We start from the raw sequence: 22,949 nt of genomic DNA on the forward strand, positions 1-22,949 counted from the left end.
ATAACCATTATATAATAACCATCATATAGAACAAAACTCAACTCAACTTGATTTTATTTTACTTGAGGATTCCCTGATGACCAATATCCTTGACGATTATGCCCTAATGAGCCCCCTCAGGCATCGAAACAACTGGTTGAAATTGGCGATAGTATTATTCGGCTTAATTGCAGGAGTTTCAGCCACGTCCCCAATTCCTCCTATTTTTATGGCATTATGCATGAGCTTTGCAACAGTGGCTCTTGGCAAGGCCCCTCTTAAAACATATTTTAAGCTCTTGCTGGCTCCTTTGGGCTTTGCTATTGCAGGTATTCTTATTATTGCCTTCTTTTCCGGATCGGGACCTGAATTGTTGTCATTCAAATTCCTCGGCTATCCTCTCTCTGTAAGAACAGATGGATTTGAGCTTGCCATGCTGGTACTTGCAAGATCAATAAGTGGGATGTGCTGTCTTTATTTCCTCGCACTGACAACCCCCATGATCGAACTTTTTGCCGTACTCAAAGCTGCCAGGCTTCCGGAATCTCTTATCGAACTTTCAATGCTTATCTACAGGTACATTTTTGTTTTCCTGGACATGGCTCTTTGCATAAGGTATGCCCAGACTGTAAGACTCGGGTACTCAAACTTCAGGCGTTCTATAAATTCTATTGGAATGCTTGCAAGCACCCTTTTCATCCGTTCCTGGGAGCAGGGAGACAAACTCTTTCTGGCAATGAATTCCAGGTGCTATGACGGAAAAATGACTCTTTTTGAGGTTAAGAGGCCTGTAAAGGCGACAGAATTACTTTTAACTTCTGCCTACTTTATTTTAACTCTTGCACTGTTTTATTTTACAAAAAACATATCCATTGTTTGAGGTAACAGATCATGATCATTCTTGAGACCAGGGGCCTTAAATATAGATACCCTGACGGAACTGTAGCTATTCAGGACCTGAATATCGAAATCAAAAAAGGAAAAAAGGTAGCCTTTGTAGGTCAAAACGGCTCCGGAAAGTCCACGCTTTTTCTTTTACTTAACGGGACCTTAAAACCAGCTGAAGGTGAGGTCCTTTTCCATGGAACTCCTTTTAAATACGATTCAAAATCCCTCAGGGAAATCCGAAAATCCATAGGAATTGTTTTTCAGAATTCCGATGACCAGATCTTTGCCCCTACAGTGTACCAGGATGTAGCTTTCGGGCCGGCAAATCTGGGTTATTCAAAAGAAAGGGTTGATACCTGTGTACAGCAAGCCCTTGAACAGGTGGGACTCTCTCGTCTAAAAGATAAGCCACCCCATCACCTAAGTGGAGGACAGAAAAAACGAGTTGCAATTGCCGGGATTATGGCAATGGAGCCTGAAGTGATTATCCTTGACGAACCGCTCTCGAATCTTGACCCTGTAGGAGCGGATGAAATCATGGATTTGCTTAACGAATTTAACCAGTTTGGGAGCACTATTATTATCTCTACTCATGATGTGGATTTAGCATACCGCTGGTCTGATTACGTGTTCCTGCTGTCAAACAGCAAAATTATAGGACAGGGTACTCCGGCAGAAGTTTTCAAAGACTCTGACCTCCTTAAAAAAACTGGGCTCAGGCAGCCCACTACCCTTGAGATCTATCATGAAATCGAAAGAAGAGGGCTTGCATCGGGAGGAAATTCCCCAAAAACCATCCCTGAACTTGTCAATACCCTAAAACCTATTGACCTGATATGGGTTGATGTCCCTCCGGGAGTCAAAGAAGGAGATAGCCTGAACTTAGGGATCATGTACGGACAGTATGCAACTCAGTCTCCTTACGAGGCTGTTAATGCTACTGTGTTGCATATCCATCCAGATGGAAGGGCTATTGTTGAGTTAAAGCGTAAAGGGATCAAAGCTGGTGGAGTCCTGATTTATGATACTGATAACTATTCCCTTCCAGAAGTAAAACAAATCCTTAAGGAAGGAGAAATCATCTTTGTCGGGGCAATGGGTAAAAAAAGTAAAATCCTTGCTGAGCAGGACGGAATCAGGTTGGATATTTCCTCTGGTGTTATAGACAAAACTATCCTGGCGGCACTTTGCGGAAAACGTTGCCTTATCCTTACGGCTGGCGGGATGGTTGACCACGCCCTTAAGAGAATAAAGGAGTATGTGGAGACAAGCGGGATAGAGTTTACTATTGGAGTGGTTAACAGGAAAGAAGATCATCAGTGGATCGGAGAAACTGGGGACAGCCCTGAAACGCTTAAGGTGTGATTAAAAATAGAACTTGTAGTTGGGATCCAAACAAAGTAGAATAAACGTTCCTATTAATTTACTGGTCGTTCTCTATTGTCTGGTTGATATTATTCTCAAATGCTCATAAAGTAGTTTCCAGATCCTTTTTGTTCCAAACCACAATACAACTGGAGCTGACTTTCGCTCCTTGCACAAAAACTCAATTATTTGTTATACGAATATTTAATCATGGCAGTATCAACCATATAATATCAACCATATAATATCAACCATATAATATCAACCATATAATATCAGCCATATAATATCAGCCATATAATATCAACCATATAATACTGGATGACCAATAAAAAAGAAGTACAGAAAAATAAAAAGTCTTAAAATTCTGTATATATTTACTGAGGCCACATGGCGATTATTTTATCTATAGCTACATGGGTATACTTTCCGTCGTTTTTGAGAGTGAGGACATTATCGGCACAGGCTTCTATGGTTCCCTTGAAAACATCTGGCCCACCGCAGTAAACGTCTACAGCCTTGTTAAGGTAATGTTCTACTATAAAGCATTGATACATTTTGTTTCCTCCATTTTCTTGTTAGTATCTGCTATAATTGTTTGATAATACATTGGCTAATATGCATTATCTATTTACTAGTTGCGCATTTATATGTAATAAATGTATTTAAAAATTAAATTTGATTTTTAAAGATGCAAAGCCGTTGATCCTTGAAATTAAGTTAGTTTTTTTCTCTAATAAATATTCATTATAAGATTCCCACTTTACCAGGATAATTATATGACATTTTTCATCAGATTTACTTGCTTTAAAAGTGTGCAAAAGATAGGTTTATCTGGATATTATTATCCTCATTGTAGAAAACCAATCTAAAATGATATTTTTCAATTAGCTGGGACCGATTACCGAGATCTACCTATTGCTTTTGTGTCTACTTGCATTGACGTATACTGTGTATGATGAGCTCTTGTTTAGTGATTTATCTCTTGTTTAGTGATTTAGCTCTTGTTTAATGATTTAGTTCTTGTTTGATGATTTAGCTCTTGTTTAATGATTTAGCTTTTGTTTAATGATTTTGATCAAGTGTCTATTACCTTTAAAGCTCAAACTTGTTATCAGTTTTGTTAAATTTATATAAAGAGACTTAGATAATAAGGGATTGAAAGTAAATGTATTGGCCAGTTTAACTACCTATGACCACTGAGAAAAGTTCCAGAACTTTTTATCAAACATCAAAAAAACATTGAAACAGAACATAACCAAAGCTAGAGCCTCTACATGAGGTTCAAAATCTCCTCATATTCCTCCATTTTTATCCGGAAGATGGTTAGCCGTCATTTCAAGGAAGTTCGAATTTCCTTCCTGAAAGCATAGGTTTAATCCAATAATGTAAAAGAAAAATTTTTGTTTTCGTTCAATTTAGCTATCTGGTATCAATTTAGACCTGGAGTTCTATGGCAAAAGTCGAAAAGGTATTACTACTGCTTAAAAATATGGTGTACGAAAGCACCAGCCCTAAGGAAACTCTCAAGTTTGCGAAATACTATAGGAATAAGGGGCTCGACGTGCTGGTTATTCTGTGGGGACCTATGGGAGTGTTGCTTGCAAAAAAAGATAAAAACCGAGGATCACCAAAATATGATTCTACTGTTCAGGAATGCATCGACATGGGAGTAGAGTTTAAATGCTGCCAGCTTGCCTCTGATATGATTGGGCTTAAGAAAGAAGAATTAATCCCTGGAATCGAATTTATCTGTTCAAAAGAGGTGGCTGAACTCTTTTTAATATACACAGACGAAAACCAGCTAATTATTACCTTATAAGCCTTAGATTCTCAAAAAAGCTGCGGAATGCCTTTAAGTCACTTCATGAACCAGACAATAAATTCTTGACTAGTGGTTTTAATTATGAAGGTATTGTCAATTTTTTCCTACCATATCTATTTTTTGTCAGTTTGTTAGGATTTCGGGTATAAATTATTACCCCTTTCTTGAGGGATATATAGTGTGCGAGATATGAGACATAATGCTTTTTTTTATAAAAATGAAAGAGGGTTTTGAACGCCATGTCTGAATCAAAATCATCATCAAGTGACGGCACTGTATTAATATTTCCCTGTGAAGGTGCCACAAATCTGGGACAGCTTCATACGTCATCGGTTAAGCATTAAATCCCCTCTCTTGTATGTGTTTTTTTCTATTAGTAATCTAAATATCTCTGTATCTATGTCTCCTCGTCCCCCACCTACTCTTGAAGACTCTCTTCGAAAAATGTTTTCCCAAAGAGTGGTTAAGGCAAACTGCCAAAGAAACTGGTCTTATAGTACGTGAACGTAAAATTGACCCTGTCATTATCTTTTGGATTTTAACTCTCAGTTTTGGTGTCCGCTTGCAGCGTACACTTGCCAGTTTAAAACGAGAATATGAAACTGAGTCACAAAAAACCATAAGTGATAGCAGCTGGTACTATCGTTTTACTCCAGAATTCTGCTTGTTGATCTTGGTTTTTACAAAACTCAGATGTTTGCAAGGGTTGAGGAAAATGGAGGATATTTTGTTTAAAGAATAAGGAAAAATATGGATCCTATTCTTGTTTCTGTTGAAGTGGGACTTTCTAAGACAAAAAGCAAGGAGTTCGCTGGAAAAACTGTTAGTGAATGCATTAAACAACTTTCTGGGAAAGATCTTGATGCAGTTGTAAAAATAGAATTCAAAAGAAGAGAGCATAAAGGCAAGCAAAAACAGGATGAGATGATTGTACGTCTTGTTGCAGTCTATAATGACGAGGATGAAAAGTACCATATTTATATCACAAATATTCAGAAAGATATTTTGAATGCAAAAGACATTGCAAACTTATATGGAGCAAGATGGGACATAGAACTGTTGTTTAAGGAATTGAAAAGCAAATACTCGCTGGACGTTCTTGAAACAAAGAATGTGCAGGTAATTGAAGCTCTAATCTGGACAGCAATATTGACACTAATCGTTAGCAGAAGAATCTATTCTCTTGTAAGAAAATCAACAACTCATCCTGAAAAAATGGCTAGATATACACAGTTACGTTGGAGTACAATATTTGCAGAGAATGCATCAGATTTGTTAACAGTAATTCTGCATAGATGTGGAATTCAAAGTTGAAACGATAATGAGCGTATATGAAAGTCAAGCATTAGATCCTCATGTAAACAGAGAAGGGTTTAGAGATGAATGGTTTGAGTAATAAATGAAAAATTGGATTCAAAAAAAGTAACAGAAGACGGAAATAAATCCTTAACCGATGACCAATGGAGTCTTTTATTTATTTCTGCTATTTTTTTCATTTCCAGTATATATTAACTTATTCACTTTTACTTGTTTTAATATTTACTGTTTTTATAGGTAAGGTCCTATGAATACGAAATCTATATATATCTAAAAGTTATTTCATATATGGGCAAATCAGATTTACTTGATTTATCCTTTAAGGTTCCATTTTGTATCCTCCTTAAATCTGTAGTCTTCCAGGAGTAATTTTCCATTTTATATCTCCTTAAACCTGCAGTCTTCAGGGAATGATTTGCCTGTAAACCTCCTATATTTTTTCTTTTTTATTATTTATAGTCAATTAATAGAAGCAGTTCGCATATTATTAGTTAGTTGATGTTGTTTCCAAAACACTTTTAGTGGTGCATCATGCCTTTTGTGCAATTTAATAAGGTTAATAGCAAGCTTGATGCACGAAACATAAAAAATTTCTAGCACTGGATAATAAGTCATGAAAACACCAACCGCATAATGATGGACGATCTAACATTCAGGCCTTCATTTATTTCCCAGTGTAACTCTTCTGAGTGCAGGTATTTTCAGAGAAAAACAGTCTTGACTGATTTGCCAAGGACCAATAAGACCGGATAAGTGGGGTTGGTAAAAAATACCTATAATGTGTTTATTTTACCCATAAAGCTCAAACTTATTATCATTTTTGTTATATTTATATAAAACAACTTCTATAAGTAGTGCTTGGAAGTAAAGATGTCAAACAATTTGACAGAGCATTACTTCCGCCTTGAAAACTAATGCGAAGGTATTGAAAAATCAGTATCAACTACATAAGCCAGAGGCTTCACCAAAAAAACATTCTAAAAATTTGCCTCAAAGATTAAAAAACTATTGAAACTGAATATAAACAAATTAGGGTTCCTTCATTGGGGCCCCAAATCCCCAGTTGTGTTGCAAAAATTTTCTTCTCGTACTTTAAGGCTATAATTGATACTTTTATGTACCATTCTAGGTGATTAGATTTGTTAACTTTCAGGATTTTTGTAACAAAACCTGTACTTTCATGTCGAATAGTAAAATCTGTATTTATACTTTATTTATATAGTCACTTATCAAACGAAAAACTTACGGATAAAGTGAGGTTTACATGACAAAGAAAATTAAGTTATCAGAAGTAAAAGACATAGTCAAAGACGCACAAATACTATCTCTTGAAGGGGTAAATATAGAAGGAGACACCGAGTTTGATTTTGGTGGACTCGGAAGCAGCTTTGATCCGATGCTTGCTGCTGCTATCGGACAGGAGTGTGCAATACTTGCACAGCAGTTATCAAGACTTAATAGCGGGTTCAAACGAGCATGAAATTCTTGCAAAATAGGCACAAACAAATGAAAGGGTTGTGTTGCAAAAATTTTCTTCTCGCACTTTAAAGTTATAATTAATACCTTTATGTACCATTTTTCTAGATGATAAGAGTGGTTAACTTTTCTAATTGCAAAGTTACTCACTAATTTTGTAAAATAACCAGATTTTTTGCAGCAGAACCCAGTTTTTCATGTTTTTTTACACGTGTCAGAACGTCGTCTTTGACTTTAGGTGCAAAAGAGATTTTAATTTCAATGGCTCAAAAACGGATAATCCCTTATTTTTATATTTATGTTATCTCGAAGCGGCAGTGTGCCTAATCTTCTGTAAGTACAACAAAAAATTACAAAGTAGAAAATTCCATGTCGAAAGAACAAAATTACACACAGTATATAAAAAATTGGCATAGGATTTACAGCAAATTCGCGACGATGCCCTTCAAGCACCGGGCTCTCGAATAGGAAAAGGGCCTCCTGGACATCCGTGTTAATTGCAGCATTCAGAGGATCAAAAACCTTATTCAGCCTTTCCAGCAACCTGTTGAATTATAAAGTTATGATCAGCTACTCTTGTCACAACTCAACAGATGCTTCTTTTTTCCCCCTCGCTCATCTTCAGGATGTATCGGATCTACATGAGCAGCCTCTTCCTCTTCTTCCTTCTTCTCTTCTTTCTCTTCTTCTACCATTTTCTTATCTTCTACCATAGAGTTTCACTCCCCATATAAAAATTATTCAAGCGAACATCATGCGGTGTCGGTTAAGATTTGGAGACTCACTCCTGGATGTGTTATTATTCATTGAATTATATAATACTCAATAAAAGGATAATAATTCTTATGCAAACCCCTAATAAGATGACAAAAAATCGACACGGTGGAAATTGACACGGCGGAAAAAGGTTATTCTCCAATAGAGGAAAAAATGTAGCTTTTCAAAAGCTACCTAAATAGATACTATAAATTTAGGCCTCTTAAAAAACTAATCATTTTTCAAGGGTCTATAATTGGAACTTCTCACTTAACACTTGACGTAATAGACATCAATAGTTTGGACAAGAATTATTCTCTTTTAATCGAATCTTTATTCAAAAGACTTAAAACGATAGGTGTAAAACAGGAACAACATACCTCGATAAAGAATTTTTTAACACTGATGTGATTTCAAAGTTGGATGAACTTAAAGTCAATTTTGTGATAGCAGCTAAATCGACTCAGGTTATCAATAGATAACTTAAAAATCATCAAAGAGAGTATGGAAATACTTTGACTATTTTTGAATATTATTTTCAGAACGGAGGACCTTCTTTCAATGTTGTGGCAACATATAATGATAAAAAGAAAAAGTATCTTCTGTTTGCTGCAAACAAAAAAGCAAAATCAATTGAGAAATTTGAAAAGATGATTCCTGAAGAATATAGAAAACGATGGAATATAGAAACTGGATATAGAGTGAAAAACGAGTTCAAGATACGATCATGTACAAGGTCTCCAGTAGCAAGAGTATTGTTCTTTATTATTCAATGTATAATGTACAATGTGCTAAATATGCTAAAGTCAGTTCTAGAAATTACAGCTTATGAGCTAAAATCATTAATAAATGAAGATATAAACAAAGTTATAAGATATGGACTAAAATCGCTGAATTTTATTCCTGTTAGTGTGTTACTGGATTGTTTGAAATGGGTCAATGAAGAAAGAAATCAAGTGCTACGCATTCGATTAACTGTAATATAACTTATCTCAAATTAAAGTTTAAGAACCTGATAGCGTATGCTATAAAATTACTCAATGTGATCTGATTTTTTGAAAAATGTAAGTGAAAGTTATAGCTTAAAAATTTTAAAATCTGATCAATAATATAATCCACTTTGAAAATCAGTAGATAAAAAGTAAGATCAATTGGTTTTTATCATTCGGAAGTCAGTCTGATCGGAACTACTGGGAATACAACAACAAAAATAACACTTTTCTCATATATTGTATTATCAAATTGAATGAAATTGATTTATTTATTATGTCATGAAATTTTGTATATATGTTAACCCATTTTAAACGCATTACGTATTATTTAACGTTTGAAAAACCCCAACCAATAAAAAAGTTCAAAATTACATGTTTACCTGCCAAACATCGGACAATCACTTACAGCTGGACTAATAGCTTTAATATATTTTAAAAGCAACAATATCCAGCAGATGACTAAAGGAATACTTATCGCAGGAACGCATAGTGGAGTTGGAAAAACTACAATTTCAGTGGGCATCATGGCTGCCCTTAAGCAAAGGCAGTTAAAAGTCCAGCCTTATAAAGTAGGGCCTGACTACATTGATACTTCCCATCATACTGCAATCTGCGGGCTCCCGTCAAGGAATCTGGACACATACATAATGGGTATAGATGGGGTCAGGCAGACTGTAGCCAGAACATCTGCAGATGCGGATATCATGGTAGTAGAAGGTGTAATGGGACTTTTTGATGGAGTCGATTCTACGGAAATTGCAAGCTCAGCACAGGTTGCAAAAATTCTGGACTTACCAGTGATTCTGGTAATAGATGTTAATGGCATGTCCAGAAGTACGGCTGCTCTCCTTAAAGGGTACTCGGAGTTCGATCCTGAAGTAAAGGTTTCAGGCGTAATTCTGAATCAGGTTGGAAGTCCACGCCACGCGGAACTTGTAAAAAATTCACTTTCGGATGAAATCCCTGTTGTAGGCGAGATTCCACGAAGGAAAGATATCGAAGTTCCTTCCAGGCATCTTGGTCTGTATATGGCTCACGAAAATGATTACAATATAGAAGAGATGGCATCATTTATTGAGGAGAATGTTGACCTTGACGCAATTCTTGAACTTGCCGAACCCTGTTTAATTCCGGAGATTTCTTACATGAAGAAGCCGGAGACAGATGTCAGGATAGGAATCGCCATGGACCCTGCATTCTGTTTTTATTACCAGGATATGTTCGATGCCTTCAAGTACCATGGAGCTGAAGTTGAATTCTTTAGCCCGATGGCAGGAGAAATGCCGGACATAGATGGAGTATATCTTGGAGGCGGATATCCTGAACTCTATGCAGAATCCCTTGAAAACTCAAAGACTACACGCAAGCTTAAAGACCTTGCAGCTGATGGCCTGCCTATATATGCAGAATGCGGCGGTCTACTCTACCTCTGCAGAACCTATGAAGTAGATGGCAGAGTCTATAAAATGGCAGATGTCGTGCCTGGAAATACACTCATGACGCACCAGCTTAACGCTCTGGACTATACCGAAGCGCACCCTCTAGACAGAAATTTTTGTTCTCATAACATAAAAGGTCATGAGTTCCATTTTTCTATTACGGAATGTGACCGTGATGCAAGATTTGAATACAAAATGCTTCGAGGAAAAGGTATACAGGACGGTTTTGACGGGCTTATTGAGCACAATACTCTCGCAGGGTATATGCACTCTCATCCTGCAACTTTCCCGGCAGGAAAATTCGTACAGAAGTGCAGAGAGTATAAAAGAAGATAATATTTAGAGGCTGTAAAATTTAAATCGTTCATATTAAGGCCTATCCGAAATAATTACATCGTGAATGTAGAGTTAAGAATATCCTGTCCTTTACCAGCTGTCCGACAATTCAATTTCAGGGCAAAAACATGTGATAAATAAGGTAGATAAAGCCTTTAATCGAAAAAAAAGCTTTGATTATTACCAACAGTAATTGTAGAACATCTTGTTTAGTGTGTGGCGATCGCCTGCAATTTGATTTTTATTTCTGTAATTTTTATTTTGACTTTGTCACATTTCCTTTTCACGTCAAACGTAAAGTATAATTTTTTTCTTTATAAATATAGTTCTATGAAATAAATAACATCTGACAAATAACAGCTGACTTTATCAAGTCAAAAATATTCAAAATAGGGGAATCAATTGGAAAAACATGTAGTAACAGCTTCAAATAAGAGGTAATTTGACAATGTATAATTATTTGCCCGGACTAATAAAGCAACATCTCTCTCTTTATGGCTCAGAATGTTTTTGCAGGATCAAAGCTTATAGATAAATTTAAATTTTACAGGAAGAGTCCCACATTTTTTATCTGTTCTCATAAATAATAAATATAATGGATTTTATTTGTATTAATTGTATGAGTTAATCTGATAATGAATTTTAAATAATGCTTGTCTTTATGCTAATGAATCAATCTGAAACAAAATGTTTAAGGCAAACCGAGCAAAATAAATATATTATTGAAGTTACAACTTATTGAGTATATTATGTCAGTTGAAAACCAAAATGAGACTGTTTGCCCAAATCCTGAATGCAAATATTATCTCAGGATAGAAGGGAAAGCTATTATAAAGCGAGGAAAGTATAAAACCGGACACCAGCGATACTATTGTAAACATTGCGGAAAATTTTTTATGGATACAAAAGGCACCGCTGTTTACCGCAAGCATCTATCCGCAGATGAGATAAGACTGATATATCGGTTATTCCTTGAAAAAAACGGAATACGAAGTATTGAGCGAATAACAGGACATCATAGGGATACAATAAGCCATTTGATAAAAGACACGGTAAAGAACCAGAAAACGGAAGAATACCTTGTCAAGCAAATCGGGCTTACAGCCGGTGAATGTGAAAAATTATGGGGACTTCTGGAAAAAAAGAGAGAAACTTCCCGAAAGAAATCCTGATAAAGCAGGTGTATGCTTATTTTCCTGAATATGGGTAGGTTGACCGTAGTATTTGAAAGTATATAGCCTTGCAAAAAAGAAATATCTTTGAAAATAAAGAAATATAAAATACTATGAGATAAAAAATACTATCCATATGGGCAATTATACTTTGAAATATATTGTGAAAGATGACTATTAATGAAAGATGACTATTTTAGATAAAGATATCATTTGAAAACATTATTTGAAGATATCATCTGGATACATTTATCTAATTATAATAAGCGAGTTTGTACTTAAGCAAGTCCTTTTTAAACTCCCTCACTTATTGCAAATATTTAAATCTTTCTGTGTATAATTCCTGGCTCTATTTTTCTGGTTTTAAATTCAGAGTTTTTGAGAAACAAATTCAGTGCAGATTTGTAAGCTGCGTTGTAATCTTCCTAAATATTTACAAGGTTTCATAAGTATTTTATAGGGGGACATGTAATGAGATTATACACATTATAAAAAATGTTCATCCAATTTATTTATTAAAAAGTATAGATTTACGAATCAAGAGTCTTATACTGCTAGTTTGCAGGAGATTGGAGACCCTGAGTGCATCGGTTATAAATGCATAATTCTCACTAGAAGAAGGGAGTCAGAAACATGAGGAAAAGTACAGCATTGAAGGCAGCATCTCAGTTTTTTAGTTTATTGCTTTGCCTGATATTATTACCGGCTGCGTTTGCTCAGCCAGAAGAGCTTAATGGAACAGCTACCTACGAAAATGGAACTTACGAAAGTAATATAGTTTCTGGATTGGAAGAAATTTACGGAAATTACACCGTACACGATATAAATCCATCCTACTATTCGGTATATCTCATGCCGGGAGAGAATGAAACCTTCAACGTCAGTTTCAGGAACGAAGGGAACGAAAACCTCGATATAGCCCCGAAAGTTGTAGCTCCATCTGACGATTATTATTATGATGTTGTAAACGAAAGCTGGATTACGATTTTACCTGAAAATGTAACGGTAAGTCCTGGAGTCGAGCAGAACTTTACCATTGAGGTAAGTGTTCCCGAGGATACTGAAACTGGAGATTATGAGGCCCAGATAGCCTTCACAAATGATACTTATCCAGAAGAATACGATACTCCTGTATATATTCAGGAATCCGCTGAAGGATCTGATGATTCTCTATCTGCTGAAGGATATAGTGATCCTATGTATGTCAATGCAATGTACCTTTGTGTCTCAGTGCCTGTCCGTCCAAAGCTTGAGCTTCAGACAAGCTATATTTCTGACACTATTGAGCCTGGAAAGGAATATGTATACGCTGTAAAAATTAAAAACGTTGCAGGGAAAGATGTTACTATTGATCCGAAGGTAACGAAATACGAAGTATATGACTATTCATTTGAAGAACTGGCTTTTAGTGATGATACAATAGAGATCTCTGCACCTTCAACCATAAAAGCCGGTGAAATCGCTAATATGACCATCAGGGTTCCAGTCCCGGAGAATGCAAGCGGAAGTTATGATGCCTATATCGAAATGAACGCTGATGGGAAAGAGAATGATGGGTCCGTCCCGCAAATAAGTCTGAGCTTTACGGTTGATAAACAGCCTACAACCCCTTACGTAAGAACCTTTAATACCACAACTACCGACCCGATAATGCTTGAAGTTTCTGCTGAAACTTCTGGCCAGGATGACTCTGTGCGTATTTCTCCTGAAATAGAAAAGCCAAGTTTTGAAATAAACCTGAAATGCAATTCTAGCCCTGTTAATCTAACCCTTGTGAAAACCTCTGAGAGTGGTGCCGTATACTCTCAAGGATATATCTTCCCAGTGTGGGCGACGGAAGATAGTTCAAGCTATCAGAGTGACAGCAGGGAATATACCGAAACATATAGAGCAGTTGGAGCAATTGGAACCTGGGAACTTACAATTCTCCCGAAAAACACAAACAGTTTCGACTACTCAATAACTGTCGGGGAATCCAAATAAAAATCCAAATAAAAAACTGAAAATGAGGTTTAAAATAAAAAAATTAAGAGAAGATGACAGAACTGGTTTTGCAAGGACTGGTTTTGTATCCTCTTCAAATTGAGTGGAAATCTCTCAATTTCCACTCACTAAGCTTTTTTGTTCTCAAAAGACGTTTTTTGTTCTCATTTATAGGAAAATCAGCCAACTGTCATGATGATATGCAATTTGCTGGAATTGAAGTGCATCATCACTCAAAAGTGCAGTAACCACAGGTATGTCTGTACGTTGATGATAGACTGCAATTGTACAGGCTTCAATAACTTTCTTCTTAGTATTTTTTCCACCACGCAAAAAATACAATCCAGTTTCCAGTGCATTTCCTCGTCACTGAATATTTTGTTTTTTAAAGAAGAAAGCTTTTCCAGCCAGCTTTTAAAAACATTAAATATTTTCATCAGAGCAAATGCTTTAGTATTAAAGCAGTACATTTTTTCTTTTCTACATAAAAGCATATCTAAAATGGTTTCCTAATTCTTTTTGGCAACTATAAAATAAGCAGTATAATAAGGATTCATGCGTCATCGGTTAGGCATTAAATTCCATCTCTTGTATATGCTTTTATACTAATATTCTATAAAATCTTTGAACCTATGTTTCCTTGTTCCCCACCTACTCTTTAAGGCTCTTTTTGGGAAATGTTTCCCGAAGAATGGTTAATAACTTCCTCATGGAACAGTAATTGTAGACACAGTACTATAGCGACTTTCTCCAGAAGCCATAGCGGTTTCAATATTTACCATCAGAAACGCAACAAGAGTACACCATTTCTAAGTGTACTCTTGTTGTCATTTATTTTCACCCCGTGATTTAACTCCAGATACAGAATTAAGTAAACCTTATATTTTTTCAAAGTTGACTTAATTAAGCCGCTGGACATTTGGAGTTCAAATTAGTTTTTCAGAGAGGTTTGAACTCCACAATTTAATACTAACGCACTCTATATAAAATACAAAGTTTTTAGCCAAATCATTAAACTATCAAATCAGATGTTTAATCTCTGATTTTATTTTTCAGTGATAGTGCTTAATATAACAAATATTTTAGTGAAAATATTTTTGTGTTTTGAATATAAGTTATACTATGAAGTAAAAGGTGTGCTATGTTAGATAATTTGGATTTTTTACTTACAAAGCAGTTCCTCAAAAAATAACGTAAATGGGCAAAGTTGCAGGAATAAAAATCATATTTCATTTTGGGTAGTTTTTAAAATATAAATCGTGGAGAGCTATAGGTTCAAGTAAAAGACGGGGTTAAAATACATTTATTTATCTGAGTCTGTTTTTTAATGTTTTATCCTGAAGTAAGCCCATTATTTAAAGAATATCAAATAGGTTTTTTCAATTTCATCCCGATAAACAGGATTTTGATACATACCATCAGAAATGCAACAAGAGTACACCAATGAGTGTTCTCTTGTTGTTCTTTCTTTTCACCCCGAGATTTAACTCCAGAGACTGGATTAAGTAAACCATCACTTTTTCCAAAGTTAACTTAATTAAGCCACTGGACATTTGGAATTCAAATTGGTTTTTTGGAGATATTTGAACTCCATAATTTAATACTAAGGTATTCTATATAAAATACAAAGTTTTTAGCCAAATCATCAAACGGTTAAATCAAATGTGTAATTTCTGATTTTATTTTTCGGTAGAATACCTAATATGACAAATCGTTTAGTATCTTGGATATAAGTTATATAGGGTCCTTCCAAATCAGTACTAAAACTAAGGGTATACAATGCTTATTTTGGATAATAGGTATGCATTTAGAATTTTTCCAATTAAGGTACACTCTAAAAATCAATTTTTTAGATAAATAATCTATAATAGTCTTTTAAATCAAGAAGAGAGCGAGATAAATACTTTATTCTATTACAATTTCTGTTTATTTAGAAATAAGGCATCTGATATCATTTTCATTCATACAAAATTTAATGTTAAAAGTAAGGAAAAATTAACGTTTAATTTACCAATTAAAGTACTTAATTCCTTTAAATAGTAAATAAATTCTTTAATGAATGTACCTTAGCGGGGAGAGGACTGACACTACACTTAATTGGGCAAATAAGGTTTAATATCCCTTAAAAAACTAATCATTTTTCAAGGGGTTTAAAGTTATACCATGTGTGAATTTTGAGCTTTTTCGTGTCCTTTTCAAATTCAATGGAGAATTTTCCAACTCGAAAAATGTACAACAATTTAATCATACAGTTATAAAGTTGAGTACAACGCTTGAGGTTGTTTCTCAAACTTAATTAAATTTTTAAATTTTCAGTAAATACGTGAAATTTACTTTTACCTATACAATTTGAAGAGGATACAACGATACATATAAACACTGAATCATTTTTCCATTAAAGTTTAGTATGAGAAATTATGTTTTGGTCATATGTAAACCTCACAAATGCACACAATAATAGATCATCATATTAATAGACTCAGTACCAAAATCCAGTGATAAATGTAAAATTCAAAATCATTAAATTTTGTAATTGGCCACAATCCCTGTGATATAACTCAGAGGTTGAAGCCTTAAGACGTCGAATATTGATTTTGATGAAAAACGGATTTTTCTTGTTAATTCAGATTTTCAATCAAGAAATGCAAAAATCACTAGATTTTGGAACAGAGCCTATTAATATCGTCATCAACAAAAATTACCGAAAATGAAATGTCGACCTGCCGAATCCAGGTTCTGTGATTTTGATTACATTTACATTTTTTTTGAGATTTTTTTTGAGATCTCTATAGATCCCTGAGTATTCTTTGGGTTATTTAGATGGACTTACGATTCTGAATAAAAGTTCAGTGAAAAATAATTTTTTTGGCAAGAACTGTATTTTGAATGGGTTGACTTTGTTTTGGGAGTTTTTATCTAATTAATATCTCTTTTTTAAAATGTTCATTTAATAAAGTTTATTTTGTTTGAGTACATTTCGTAACACTCTTATATTTTTAGATAATAACAACTACGTGTTGCTAGTGTCTTTATTCATATTGCAGGTGATTATTCATATTGCAGGTGATTATTCATATTGCAGGTGATTATTCATATTGCAGGTGATTATTCATATTGCAGGTGATTAGGTAGGTTAATTCACAAAATAAGGTGTTCTGTGATGGAGAAAAAAAAGTTATTATTTTCTATTTTCTTGACAGCACTGATTTTAATAACGGCGGGCTGTGCTAATAAGGACAATACTCAGGCCGGAGCATCGGCTGAAAACGCTTCTGATCAGACAGGGGCATTGGTTGAGAACCCTTCCGACGGATCAAAGTATGTGGATGTTGTAAATCTAAGCGGAGGAGATTGTGGCTATCCACAGCCGTTTACAATATATCCGAGGGGTCCTGGGTCATCAAAAGTTGGAATGATCTTTGACAGCCTGTTCGAAAGGGATGAAAAAGGTATAATTCCCTGGTTGGCTGAAAGCTGGGATGTCAATTCAAATGGAACAGAATATACAGTTTATCTCCGTGACGGTGTCAACTGGAGCGATGGAGTGCCTTTTACGGCAAATGATGTTAAATTTACTTTCGATTACGAGCAGAAAAATGTGCCCATATCAGGTGGAATTGAGTCCGGTATTATAGATAATGTTCAGGTTGTGAATTCCAGTACCGTCAAGTTCGTACTCACTCAGCCTGCTTCTCCATTCATTTATAAGCTCACGAGTTTTAAAATCATACCTGAGCATATATACAAAAATGTCTCCGATCCTACCAGTTTCCTTGATCCGGAAGCAGTCATTGGCACTGGCCCGTTCATTCTTGATGAGTACAACAAAGAGCATGGAACATATCGGTTTGTAGCAAATGAGAATTTCTGGGGACCGGAGCTTGCCGTTAAAGCCGTCGAATTTATTCCGGTCAGCGACTCATTGATAGCTTTTGAACAGGGACAAATAGATTTCACAAGTATATCGCCTGATACTCTTGACCGGTTCAAATCAGATTCTGATATAAGAATAGTCCAGCAGCCGGCTTTCTGGGGTTACCAGTTTTATTTCAATATGAAAAAATGTCCTGAACTAAATAACAGTAGAATAAGGCAGGCCTTTGCTTACGCCATTGATCGCGATGAACTGGTGGAAAAGATCGCAAGAGGTGCAGGCAAAGCCGGTAAAATGGGCATACTCCCTGAAGACCATATTTGGTATAACTCTGACCAGCCAAAATATGATTACAATCCGGATAAGGCTCGAGCATTGCTTGAAGAAGCCGGATGGACTGACACAGATGGGGATGGAATACTTGATAAAAACGGGGAAAAACTGTCATATGTATTATCTCTTGGCAGTAACGAAGTCCGTATCGGCGAACTTATAAAAGAGAGACTGAGTGAGGTGGGAATTGACGTTCAGGTGAAAGCCCTTGAGAGTAAATCCCGTGATGCCAATCTAAAGAGCGGAGACTTTGAACTTGCGATCAGCGGCTTTGGCGGCTGGGGGCAGGATGCGGATTATCTCCGTACAAGGTACTGTGACACAGGTGCACAGTCAGGAAGTGTATCATCTGGCGCAGCAATATTTGGTTACCACAATGATACCCTGAATGATCTTGGCACTCAGGAATTGCAGGAATTGAACGATAGTAAACGGAAAGAAATAGTATACAATATGCAGATCGTACTTGCTAATGATGTACCCGCAATACCGCTCTATTATACTACATCATATGATGTATGGCGCATTTCAAAATATGACGGCTGGATGAATAGATACGATCACCATGCAAGAACACACAGTATTCTTTCGTATTTAGAGAGGGATGGAATTGCAACAAAAAGATAACATTGATAACCTGATCGACTGCTGGAAAAAAACTACAACTAGTGTGATGCTCCAGGATGAGGGCAGGATGGCAGCGTTCTGGAACAAACGTTCTGGGGACTATGCGAATAACATTGAAAAAGATAACAGAAAGAAGAGAACCGATGAGATTCTCGACCTCCTTGAAGAGGCCGGATTTAATCCGGAAGGTTCCAGAGTCCTGGATATCGGGTGCGGGCCCGGTACTCTCACTCTCCCTCTTTCAAAGCTTGGAGCAGAGGTGACAGCACTTGATATCTCATCAGGAATGCTTGACAGACTGAAAGATTCTGTAAAAACAGAGTCTCTTCCGGTAGATATCGTTGAATGCTCCTGGTGGACCGCAGACATAGATGAGCTTGGGTTCCGGAATGAATTTGACCTGGTAATTGCATCCATGACCCCGGGAGTAAAGGATATCGAAAGTTTTGACAAAATGATGGAGTGCTCGAAAAATCTCTGTTATTACAGTAACTTTCTGAGAAGAGAAGAGGACAGGGCATATCGTGACATCAGGAGTTCGATACTCGGTGAAAAATCCGAAAATAACATGAACGGCATAATTTATCCATTCATGTATCTTTACCTCTCAGGCTACAAGCCATCGCTTCGGATCAACCATTCCGAATGGAAGGATGAACTAAACTGGAAAGAAACGGCAGAACAGACAATAGGGTTCATTGGAAGGGACCGGGATTTTGATGACGAAACAAAGCAGAAAATAAAGGATTATTATCAAAATGCCTCCCCAGATGGAATCTACCATTCTGAGTCTGATGTATATACCGGTATGATGGTTTGGGAAGTTAAAGGCAGATGATCGGATAGTAAAGGGAAAAGATGATTGGATGGTAAATGACAGGAATTCGTTTATTTTCAGGTTGTTATCAACACTTTTTATAATTCTTGTCATTAATTTTTTTCTACCGAGGATGATGCCTGGAGATCCATTCTCAACAACTTCCGCAGATGAAGTTGGGGAAGACATTATTGTAATGACAGAGGAGCAGCACCTTTATTACATAAATTATTACGGACTTGACAGGCCATTGCCTGAACAATTTTTAGCATATATGAAAAACCTGATGACTGGCAATCTTGGAAGGAGTATTTATTATAAAATGCCGGTCAGCGACGTAATACTGCTCCATCTTCCCTGGACTATATTGATTGTCATGAGTGCTACAGTAATCAGTACAATCTCCGGTGTGGTTCTTGGAACAATTTCTGCAAAGAACCGGAAGAAGGAGAGTGATAGAATTATGATGACGGGTATGATTGCCTTTGCAGAAATTCCTTCCTTTCTGCTTGGTCTGATCCTTCTTCTGATTTTTAGTGTATATCTCAGGCTTTTTCCACTTGCAGGTGCTGTTATCCCCTTCGCAAACTATAATGGTCCTGCAGAACAGATACTGGATATATCGTACCATGCCTTTCTGCCTGTTCTGACTCTCTCACTTTCACAACTGACCGGCGTGTACTTGCTCACCAGAAACACACTGATTACTGTAACCACAAAGGATTATATCAGGACTGCCAGAGCCAAAGGTCTGGGTGAAAAAAACGTTTGGATCCGGCATGCACTCCGAAATGCACTGCTCCCGGTAGTGACAAGAACAGGTTTTACGATCGGCATAATGATGGGGGGTGTTGTACTGGTTGAGAATGTTTTTTCCTATCCAGGCATAGGGATGACACTCAGAAGTGCTGTAGTCGGCCGGGATTATCCGCTTATTCAGGGTATTCTCCTAGTAATTGCAATTTCCATACTTATCTGCAACCTTCTGGTTGACAAAATATACGGGAAACTTGATCCGAGGGTTGTGATATAATAAAGGATACTGATGCTTCTGGAAACGCCGGAATACTCTCTTTTATTCAGGCTTTAAATATTAATAAAATTAACAAAATTGGTAGAGTTAACGGAATTGACAGAATTAACAGAACTGTCAGCAGCATAGCTAAACCATTCTCCAGGTTCAGTACTGAAGGTAAAATTGGTATCCTTGGAATTCTCTGCATCATTTTAATGGCAGTTTTTGCTCCTGTGATAACAATTTATCCTCCTCAGAAGATTACAGGCGATTCACTTGAACCTCCTGGTCCCGGACACATACTTGGAACCGATGAACTCGGTCTGGATATCTGGTCACAGATATGTTACGGTGCAAGAATGAGCCTTACAATAGGGCTTGCCGTAGCCGTTATAGCAGGTTTTGGGGGAGGAGCTCTTGGAATACTGGCAGGATATATTGGAGGGCATGTTGATCAGGGCTTGATGAGAGTAATTGATGTGACAATGGCTCTTCCAAGCTTTCCTCTTCTGATTGTAATATCTGCTTTTCTTGGTCCAAGCATTCTTAACGTAATTCTTATACTTGTTATTTTCAGCTGGGCCAAACCTGCACGTATTGCACGTTCCCAGACATTGTCACTAAAGAATAACAACTATATTATTGCCGCCAGGAACTACGGCGCAAAGCCATTTTACCTGCTCCGGAGGCATATATTTCCTGAAGTTCTGCCTGTCCTGTTTGTGCTTGTCATCGGGATATCCTCACACGCAATCATAGCCGAAGCAGGACTTGCCTTCCTGGGCCTTGGAGATCCTACTTCCAAGAGCTGGGGGATGATGCTTAATCATGCAACCAGTTTCCGTTCGATATATTTTACACCTTACTGGAAATGGTGGTTATTGCCTCCGTTGTTTATGCTCATTTTCCTCCTGCTCTGTCTTGCATTCATAAGCAGGGATATGGAAAGGATACTTGATCCGATATTAAAGATAAAAAAAGGCTTATGATCATGAGTCTGCTTAAAACCAATGATTTTAAATGCCACTATCTGACCAACATTTCCAGGCTTAAGGGAAGCGAGTTTAAACACCTGGAAATCGGAATGCAGATGATTTTCCAGAATCCGAAATCTTCCCTCAACCCCAGGATGAAAATATACGGTTTCATTGCCGAACTTTTAAGGCTACATAGGCTCTGCGAAAGGGATGAAGAAAAAGCATGACATGGAAGTCGTAGATTAGATGAGCGATGGGGTGTGGTTATGGAAGAGGGAAAATTATTGATTTCAGATGACTTATCATGGTTTCTATGATTTTCAATTTATTTCCAATTAACTTCCAATTTATTTCCAATTTATTTCCAATTAACTTCCAATTTATTTCCAATTTATTTCCAATTAATTTCCAATTTATTTCCAATTAATTTCCAATTAATTTCCAATTAATTTCCAATTTATTTCCAATTTATTTCCAATTAATTTCCAATTAACTTCCAATTTATTTCCAATTGGTTTACGAAAAAAAAAGCGTAAAAGGAGATTGAACATGAAAGTAAAGAACGAGCTAATGGACACTCCGGCTGTGGGTGTAGACCGTTTCGTCAAGACCATGGAAAACTCGACCAGGGGACTGAAAGAGTACAGGTTGATCTTTACAGCTCTTGAACTTGAGGTGTTTGAAGCTCTGAAAACCCCCTTTCAGGCAGGTGAACTTGCCGAAAAAATAGGGCTCGATCCGGTGTTAACTCCCCATTTCTGCGAAGCTCTTGTCAGTCTCGGGCTTTTGGACAGGTTTGAGGAGATCGTTGAGGAAGAGATGACGGAAAAAGAGGGAGAAGAAAAAGAGGGAGAAGAAAAAGAGGGAGAAGAAAAAGAGGGAGAAGAAAAAGAGGGAGAAGAAAAAGTTGAAAAAAGCACGTTTTTGCCCAGGTATGTGAATTCGGAACTTACCGCTACATATCTCCTTAAAGAAAGTCAGTTTTCCCAGCAGCAATACCTTTCCGAAATGTCCAGGAACGCTGTACTCTGGGCCCGTTTGCCCGAGCTTATGAAGAATGGGCCTGTAGTTGTCGATAAAGGTCCCTTTTTCTGGGAGATTATCAGTTGCATGGCTGAAAACACCCGCTGTGGACTGCTCCAGGAAACCGTCAGGACGGTTATGGAAAACGTTGATTTAGGAAAGGTTCGAAAACTTCTGGACATGGGAGGAGGGCACGGGCTCTATTCTATTGCTTTTGCTAAAATGAACGAGCAGCTAAAAGCTTTTGTATTTGACCTTCCCCAGGTAACCATAAAGACGAAGCAATACATTGAAAAATACGGGGCTTCCAATGTGAACGTAATTCCCGGTGATTTCTTTAAAGATGAACTCGGAACCGGGTACGACCTTATATTCTCATCCTTTAACCCTGGTGGCAAGGCTCCCGAACTTATTCCTAAAATTGCTTCAGCCCTGAACGATGGTGGGGTTTTCGTAACTCTGCAGGTCCCGGATGAAAATACGAAATCAGACCCTCTCTTCAGCCTGGACTGGAACCTTTGGACCTTTGAAGACACAAAGAAAGGTAGTACAGGATACTGCTTCGAAAATAGCGTGCCCTTCAATGAATATATCGGGATGCTGGGAGACTACGGACTTGAAGTCTTCAGGACCCTGGACATGAAAGAGGGGTCAAGAATGGTTTTTGCAAAAAAAGCAGGAGTGAACTCAGGGGCGGATGAACAGGAGTAAGAGCCTGATATTGAGTGGATTATTGAGAGGGAAAAAAGTCAGGG

At 36.9% G+C, this 22,949-nt stretch carries 16 protein-coding genes and 2 pseudogenes; 15 read left to right on the top strand and 3 right to left on the bottom strand.

The window, feature by feature from the left end; all coding sequences use genetic code 11:
- Window positions 1-76 precede the first annotated feature (76 nt).
- Window positions 77-859, top strand: a complete 783-nt coding sequence (cbiQ, locus tag MSBRM_RS05770) for a cobalt ECF transporter T component CbiQ (protein WP_048119010.1) — start codon at window positions 77-79, stop codon at window positions 857-859.
- Between the two features lie 11 nt (window positions 860-870).
- The gene (locus MSBRM_RS05775; RefSeq protein WP_048119008.1) at window positions 871-2,232 is read left to right on the top strand and encodes an energy-coupling factor ABC transporter ATP-binding protein; all 1,362 of its coding nucleotides are present in this window, start codon (window positions 871-873) and stop codon (window positions 2,230-2,232) included.
- Window positions 2,233-2,609: 377 nt separating this feature from the next.
- On the opposite strand, the gene MSBRM_RS05780 is transcribed toward MSBRM_RS05775, so the two are convergent.
- Entirely contained in the window at window positions 2,610-2,789 is a 180-nt protein-coding gene (locus tag MSBRM_RS05780; protein ID WP_048119005.1) for an MM0924 family protein, read from the bottom strand.
- 896 nt (window positions 2,790-3,685) lie between these two features.
- Here MSBRM_RS05780 and MSBRM_RS05785 point away from each other — a divergent pair.
- The 3 genes and pseudogenes from MSBRM_RS05785 (at window position 3,686) to MSBRM_RS05795 (ending at window position 6,854) form a co-directional block, all read left to right on the top strand.
- Window positions 3,686-4,054, top strand: a complete 369-nt coding sequence (locus MSBRM_RS05785) for a DsrE family protein (RefSeq protein WP_048119002.1) — start codon at window positions 3,686-3,688, stop codon at window positions 4,052-4,054.
- A 402-nt stretch (window positions 4,055-4,456) separates the two neighbouring features.
- Window positions 4,457-5,453 (top strand): annotated as a pseudogene (locus MSBRM_RS05790) (IS4 family transposase).
- A gap of 1,185 nt (window positions 5,454-6,638) precedes the next feature.
- On the top strand, window positions 6,639-6,854 hold the full coding sequence (locus MSBRM_RS05795; protein WP_048119001.1) for a hypothetical protein: 216 nt from the start codon (window positions 6,639-6,641) through the stop codon (window positions 6,852-6,854).
- A 562-nt stretch (window positions 6,855-7,416) separates the two neighbouring features.
- Here MSBRM_RS05795 and MSBRM_RS20110 read toward each other — a convergent pair.
- The gene (locus MSBRM_RS20110; protein ID WP_155396475.1) at window positions 7,417-7,563 is read right to left on the bottom strand and encodes a hypothetical protein; all 147 of its coding nucleotides are present in this window, start codon (window positions 7,561-7,563) and stop codon (window positions 7,417-7,419) included.
- A 295-nt stretch (window positions 7,564-7,858) separates the two neighbouring features.
- Between MSBRM_RS20110 and MSBRM_RS05800 the strand changes: the two are divergent.
- The 4 genes and pseudogenes from MSBRM_RS05800 to MSBRM_RS05815 all read left to right on the top strand — a co-directional run.
- Window positions 7,859-8,592: pseudogene (locus MSBRM_RS05800) on the top strand (transposase); the annotation flags it as partial.
- Between the two features lie 461 nt (window positions 8,593-9,053).
- On the top strand, window positions 9,054-10,373 hold the full coding sequence (locus MSBRM_RS05805) for a cobyrinate a,c-diamide synthase (RefSeq protein WP_048118998.1): 1,320 nt from the start codon (window positions 9,054-9,056) through the stop codon (window positions 10,371-10,373).
- A 749-nt stretch (window positions 10,374-11,122) separates the two neighbouring features.
- Window positions 11,123-11,545, top strand: coding sequence for an IS1/IS1595 family N-terminal zinc-binding domain-containing protein (locus tag MSBRM_RS05810; protein WP_048118994.1), 423 nt, complete (start codon window positions 11,123-11,125; stop codon window positions 11,543-11,545).
- Between the two features lie 633 nt (window positions 11,546-12,178).
- On the top strand, window positions 12,179-13,528 hold the full coding sequence (locus MSBRM_RS05815; protein ID WP_048154996.1) for a COG1470 family protein: 1,350 nt from the start codon (window positions 12,179-12,181) through the stop codon (window positions 13,526-13,528).
- A gap of 168 nt (window positions 13,529-13,696) precedes the next feature.
- Here MSBRM_RS05815 and MSBRM_RS20765 read toward each other — a convergent pair whose 3' ends face one another.
- Window positions 13,697-13,861 (bottom strand): hypothetical protein, encoded by a 165-nt coding sequence (locus MSBRM_RS20765; RefSeq protein ID WP_155396474.1) that lies wholly within the window; start codon window positions 13,859-13,861, stop codon window positions 13,697-13,699.
- Window positions 13,862-16,688: 2,827 nt separating this feature from the next.
- Here MSBRM_RS20765 and MSBRM_RS05825 point away from each other — a divergent pair.
- From MSBRM_RS05825 to MSBRM_RS05850, 6 genes are all read left to right on the top strand, one after another.
- The gene (locus tag MSBRM_RS05825; RefSeq protein ID WP_048155002.1) at window positions 16,689-18,362 is read left to right on the top strand and encodes an ABC transporter substrate-binding protein; all 1,674 of its coding nucleotides are present in this window, start codon (window positions 16,689-16,691) and stop codon (window positions 18,360-18,362) included.
- Window positions 18,340-19,200, top strand: a complete 861-nt coding sequence (locus MSBRM_RS05830) for a class I SAM-dependent methyltransferase (RefSeq protein WP_048118984.1) — start codon at window positions 18,340-18,342, stop codon at window positions 19,198-19,200. Before MSBRM_RS05825 ends, MSBRM_RS05830 begins: the two co-directional genes overlap by 23 nt.
- 115 nt (window positions 19,201-19,315) lie before the next feature.
- Complete coding sequence (locus MSBRM_RS05835; RefSeq protein WP_230629236.1) at window positions 19,316-20,212, top strand: ABC transporter permease; 897 nt, start codon at window positions 19,316-19,318, stop codon at window positions 20,210-20,212.
- 197 nt (window positions 20,213-20,409) lie between these two features.
- Window positions 20,410-21,183, top strand: coding sequence for an ABC transporter permease (locus MSBRM_RS05840; RefSeq protein WP_230629235.1), 774 nt, complete (start codon window positions 20,410-20,412; stop codon window positions 21,181-21,183).
- A 2-nt stretch (window positions 21,184-21,185) separates the two neighbouring features.
- A complete protein-coding gene (locus tag MSBRM_RS05845) occupies window positions 21,186-21,398 on the top strand; it encodes a hypothetical protein (protein WP_141706310.1) in 213 nt (70 codons plus the stop codon).
- A 322-nt stretch (window positions 21,399-21,720) separates the two neighbouring features.
- Window positions 21,721-22,905: a methyltransferase gene (locus tag MSBRM_RS05850; protein WP_048155005.1), complete on the top strand. Its 1,185-nt coding sequence runs from the start codon at window positions 21,721-21,723 to the stop codon at window positions 22,903-22,905.
- Window positions 22,906-22,949: the final 44 nt, after the last annotated feature.

It is taken from the genome of Methanosarcina barkeri MS (genome assembly GCF_000970025.1).
Lineage (GTDB): Archaea > Halobacteriota > Methanosarcinia > Methanosarcinales > Methanosarcinaceae > Methanosarcina > Methanosarcina barkeri.